At 47.4% G+C, this 6,465-nt stretch carries 1 protein-coding gene; it reads left to right on the top strand.

Going from position 1 to position 6,465, the window contains the following annotated elements; translation table 11 throughout:
* Positions 1 to 53: 53 nt before the first annotated feature.
* Positions 54 to 6,465: S-layer family protein (locus tag GWC94_RS16325; RefSeq protein ID WP_161836432.1), on the top strand; the 6,412-nt coding region annotated here is incomplete at its 3' end.

Genomic DNA, 6,465 nt, shown 5'->3' with positions numbered 1-6,465 from the left:
AGGTTGGTCAATTGAGCAATTTATCAGTGACTAACACGGTATCAGCCGGAACAGTGAGTACGTCGAATCTGACTGGCCTGAACAATCTGTCTGTAACCGGAACGGTTGACGCAGGTACCGTAAGTGCAACAAATGCGAGCCTCACCAACATCGCTGGTGTAAACACGATCACTGCGACTACGGCTAATATTACTAACGCCAACATCACGAACCTGGGTCAATTAAACAACTTAAGTGTGAGTGGAACAATCCAGGGTGGAACATTCAGTGGTAATTTGTCAAACGGCACACAGGCTGGTATCACACAAGTTGGTCAATTGAGCAACCTGTCGGTGACTAGCACAGTATCGGCAGGCACGGTAAGTACTTCTAACCTGACTGGCCTGAATAATCTGTCTGTAACTGGAACGGTTGACGCAGGAACAATAAGTGCAACAAATGCGAACCTCACCAACATCGCAGGTGTAAGCACGATCACTGCTACGACTGCTAATATCACGAATGCGAACATCACTAACCTTGGTCAGTTAGCTAACTTAAGTGTAAGTGGAACAATCCAGGGCGGAACATTCAGCGGCAGTTTGTCAAACGGTACGCAAGCCGGCATTACGCAGGTTGGACAATTAACTAATTTATCTGTTACGAACACAGTGTCGGCAGGTACAGTAAGCACGTCAAACCTGACTGGCCTGAACAATCTGTCTGTAACCGGAACGGTTGACGCAGGTACCGTAAGTGCTACTAATGCTAACCTCACCAACATTGCAGGAGTAAATACGATCACTGCAACTACGGCTAATATCACGAATGCCAACATCACTAACCTTGGTCAGCTGGCTAACTTAAGTGTGAGTGGCACGATCCAGGGCGGAACGTTCAGCGGCAGTTTGTCAAACGGCACACAAGCTGGTATCACACAAGTTGGTCAATTGAGCAACCTGTCGGTGACTAGCACAGTATCGGCAGGCACGGTAAGTACTTCCAGCCTGACCGGTCTAAACAATCTCTCTGTAACCGGAACTGTTGATGCAGGAACAGTAAGTGCGACAAACGCTAACCTCACCAATATTGCCGGTGTAAATACGATCACTGCAACAACGGCTAATATTACGAATGCCAACATCACGAATCTGGGCCAACTTGGTAACTTAAGTGTAAGTGGCACAATCCAGGGTGGAACATTCAGCGGCAGCTTGTCAAACGGCACACAAGCCGGCATCACACAGGTGGGCATTTTGAGTAACCTGACCGTTACCGGCACCACGAATACGGGGATCGTCAGCGCAACAACCGGTAATATCGCTACCGCTAATATCACGAATGCGAACATCACGAACCTTGGTCAGTTAGCTAACTTAAGTGTAAGCGGCACAATCCAGGGCGGAACATTCAGCGGCAGTCTGTCAAATGGTACTCAGGCGGGCATTACGCAGGTTGGTCAGCTGAGTAATTTGTCGGTGACGAACACGGTATCAGCAGGTACGGTAAGTACTTCTAACCTGACTGGCCTAAATAATCTGTCCGTAACCGGAACTGTTGATGCGGGTACCATAAGCGCAACAAATGCTAACCTCACCAACATTGCAGGAGTAAATACGATCACCGCAACTACGGCTAATATCACCAACGCGAACATCACGAACCTGGGTCAATTAAACAACTTAAGTGTGAGTGGAACAATCCAGGGCGGAACATTCAGTGGCAGTTTGTCAAACGGCACACAAGCTGGTATTACACAGGTTGGTCAGCTGAGCAATTTGTCTGTTACAAATACGGTGTCAGCGGGTACAATAAGCACGTCAAACCTGACTGGATTGAACAATCTGTCTGTAACTGGAACGGTTGACGCAGGAATAATAAGCGCAACAAATGCGAACCTCACCAATATTGCCGGTGTAAACACGATCACTGCGACTACGGCTAATATTACTAACGCGAACATCACGAACCTGGGTCAATTAAACAACTTAAGTGTGAGTGGAACAATCCAGGGCGGAACATTCAGTGGCAGTTTGTCAAACGGTACGCAAGCTGGTATCACGCAGGTTGGCCAATTGAGCAATTTATCAGTGACGAACACGGTATCAGCAGGAACAGTGAATACGTCGAATCTGACTGGATTGAACAATCTGTCTGTAACCGGAACTGTTGATGCGGGTACCATAAGTGCAACAAATGCGAACCTCACCAACATCGCAGGTGTAAATACGATCACTGCAACTACAGCTAATATCACCAACGCGAACATCACGAACCTTGGTCAGCTGGGTAATTTAAGTGTAAGTGGTACGATTCAGGGCGGCACATTCAGTGGCAGTCTGTCAAACGGTACACAGGCTGGTATCACGCAGGTTGGCCAATTAAGCAATTTATCTGTTACGAATACGGTGTCAGCCGGAACAGTAAGTACGTCGAATCTGACTGGCCTGAACAATCTGTCTGTAACCGGAACGGTTGATGCGGGTACGGTAAGTGCAACGAATGCGAACCTTACTAATATCGCCGGTGTAAATACGATCACTGCAACAACGGCTAATATTACAAACGCGAACATCACGAACATTGCTGGCATAAATACGATCACCGCTACAACAGCTAATATCACCAACGCGAACATCACGAACCTGGGTCAGTTAGCTAACTTAAGTGTAAGCGGAACAATCCAGGGCGGCACGTTCAGTGGTAGTTTGTCAAACGGCACACAAGCTGGTATTACACAGGTTGGCCAATTAAGCAATTTATCTGTGACGAACACCGTATCAGCCGGAACAGTAAGCACGTCCAATCTGACTGGATTGAACAATCTGTCTGTAACCGGAACTGTTGATGCGGGAACTGTAAGTGCTACAAATGCTAACCTCACCAACATTGCAGGAGTAAATACGATCACTGCAACTACGGCTAATATCACCAACGCGAACATCACGAACCTTGGTCAGCTGGGTAATTTAAGTGTAAGTGGTACGATTCAGGGCGGCACATTCAGTGGCAGTCTGTCAAACGGTACACAGGCGGGTATCACACAGGTTGGCCAATTGAGCAATTTATCTGTTACAAACACGGTATCAGCCGGAACAGTGAGTACGTCGACTCTGACGGGATTGAACAATCTCTCTGTAACCGGAACGGTTGACGCAGGTACCGTAAGCGCCACGAATGCGAATCTCACCAATATCGCCGGTGTAAATACGATTACCGCTACTACAGCTAATATTATTAACGCTAACCTCACCAACATTGCAGGAGTAAACACGATCACAGCCACAACGGCTAATATCACGAATGCTAACATCACTAACCTTGGTCAGCTGGCTAACTTAAGTGTGAGTGGAACAATCCAGGGCGGAACGTTCAGTGGCAGTTTGTCAAACGGTACGCAAGCTGGTATTACGCAAGTCGGTCAATTAACTAATTTATCTGTTACAAATACGGTGTCAGCGGGTACAGTAAGCACGTCAAACCTGACTGGATTGAACAATCTTTCTGTAACGGGAACTGTTGATGCAGGAACAGTAAGTGCGACAAACGCTAACCTCACCAATATTGCAGGAGTAAATACGATCACGGCCACAACGGCTAATATCACGAATGCCAACATCACGAACCTTGGTCAACTGGGTAACTTAAGTGTGAGTGGTACAATCCAGGGCGGCACGTTCAGCGGCAGTTTGTCAAACGGTACGCAAGCCGGCATTACGCAGGTTGGCCAATTGAGCAATTTATCAGTGACTAACACGGTCTCAGCCGGAACAGTGAGTACGTCGAATCTGACGGGATTGAACAATCTGTCTGTAACCGGAACGGTTGACGCAGGTACTGTAAGCGCTACGAATGCTAACCTCACCAATATCGCAGGTGTAAATACGATCACCGCTACAACGGCTAATATTACTAACGCCAATATCACGAACCTGGGTCAATTAAACAACTTAAGCGTAAGCGGAACAATCCAGGGCGGCACGTTCAGCGGCAGTTTGTCAAACGGTACGCAAGCCGGCATTACGCAGGTTGGCCAATTGAGCAATTTATCTGTTACGAATACGGTGTCAGCGGGTACGGTAAGTACTTCCAACCTGACCGGTCTAAACAATCTCTCTGTAACTGGGACGGTTGATGCAGGTACAGTAAGCGCAGCTAACGCTAATCTCACCAATATTGCAGGAGTAAATACGATCACTGCAACTACAGCTAATATCACGAATGCCAACATCACGAATCTGGGCCAACTTGGTAACTTAAGTGTAAGCGGTACAATCCAGGGCGGAACATTCAGTGGTAGTCTGTCAAATGGCACCCAAGCTGGTATCACGCAAGTTGGTCAATTGAGCAACCTCTCAGTAACTAACACGGTGTCAGCCGGAACAGTAAGTACGTCAAGCCTTACGGGTCTGAACAATCTGTCTGTAACCGGAACGGTTGATGCGGGTACAATAAGTGCAACAAATGCGAACCTCACGAATATCGCCGGTGTAAATACGATCACCGCTACTACGGCTAATATTACAAACGCGAACATCACGAACATTGCTGGCATAAATACGATCACCGCTACAACAGCTAATATCACCAACGCGAACATCACGAACCTGGGTCAGTTAGCTAACTTAAGTGTAAGCGGAACAATCCAGGGCGGCACGTTCAGTGGTAGTTTGTCAAACGGCACACAAGCTGGTATTACACAGGTTGGCCAATTAAGCAATTTATCTGTGACGAACACCGTATCAGCCGGAACAGTAAGCACGTCCAATCTGACTGGATTGAACAATCTGTCTGTAACCGGAACTGTTGATGCGGGAACTGTAAGTGCTACAAATGCTAACCTCACCAACATTGCAGGAGTAAATACGATCACTGCAACTACGGCTAATATCACCAACGCGAACATCACGAACCTTGGTCAGCTGGGTAATTTAAGTGTAAGTGGTACGATTCAGGGCGGATCATTCAGCGGTAGTTTATCAAACGGTACACAGGCTGGTATCACGCAGGTTGGCCAATTAAGCAATTTATCTGTTTCAAATACGGTATCAGCGGGTACGGTAAGTACTTCTAACCTGACTGGCCTAAATAATCTGTCTGTAACCGGAACGGTTGACGCAGGAACAGTAAGTGCAACAAATGCGAGCCTCACCAACATCGCTGGTATAAACACGATCACTGCGACTACGGCTAATATTACTAACGCCAACATCACGAACCTGGGTCAGTTAAGCAACTTAAGTGTGAGTGGTACAATCCAGGGCGGCACGTTCAGCGGCAGTTTGTCAAACGGCACACAAGCTGGTATCACACAAGTTGGTCAATTGAGCAACCTGTCGGTGACTAGCACAGTATCGGCAGGCACGGTAAGTACTTCCAACCTGACCGGTCTAAACAATCTCTCTGTAACCGGAACTGTTGATGCAGGAACAGTAAGTGCGACAAACGCTAACCTCACCAATATTGCCGGTGTAAATACGATCACTGCAACAACGGCTAATATTACGAATGCCAACATCACGAATCTGGGCCAACTTGGTAACTTAAGTGTAAGCGGTACCATCCAGGGCGGAACGTTCAGCGGCAGTTTGTCAAACGGTACGCAAGCCGGCATTACGCAGGTTGGCCAATTGAGCAATTTATCAGTGACTAACACGGTATCAGCCGGAACAGTGAGTACGTCGAATCTGACGGGATTGAACAATCTGTCTGTAACCGGAACGGTTGACGCAGGTACCGTAAGTGCTACTAATGCTAACCTCACCAACATTGCAGGAGTAAATACGATCACTGCAACTACGGCTAATATTACAAACGCGAACATCACTAACCTTGGTCAGCTGGCTAACTTAAGCGTAAGCGGTACCATCCAGGGCGGAACGTTTAGCGGCAGTCTGTCAAATGGCACCCAAGCTGGTATTACGCAAGTCGGTCAATTAACTAATTTATCTGTTACGAACACAGTGTCGGCAGGAACAGTAAGCACGTCAAACCTTACGGGTCTGAACAATCTGTCTGTAACCGGAACGGTTGACGCAGGTACCGTAAGCGCCACGAATGCGAATCTCACCAATATCGCCGGTGTAAATACGATTACCGCTACTGCAGCTAATATTATTAACGCTAACCTCACCAACATCGCTGGTGTAAACACGATCACAGCCACAACGGCTAATATCACGAATGCCAATATCACGAACCTGGGTCAATTAAGCAACTTAAGTGTGAGCGGTACGATCCAGGGCGGCACATTCAGTGGCAGTCTGTCAAATGGTACTCAGGCGGGCATTACGCAGGTTGGTCAGCTGAGTAATTTGTCGGTGACGAACACGGTATCAGCAGGTACGGTAAGTACTTCTAACCTGACTGGTCTGAATAATCTCTCTGTAACTGGGACAGTTGATGCAGGTACAGTAAGCGCAGCTAACGCTAATCTCACCAACATCGCTGGTGTAAACACGATCACTGCGACTACGGCTAATATTA

The sequence above is a fragment of the Sediminibacterium soli genome, from assembly GCF_009939225.1.
Classification (GTDB): domain Bacteria; phylum Bacteroidota; class Bacteroidia; order Chitinophagales; family Chitinophagaceae; genus Sediminibacterium; species Sediminibacterium soli.
The sequence above is the reverse complement of the archived record's forward strand: the minus strand, read 5'-3'. Positions and strand labels throughout refer to the sequence as shown.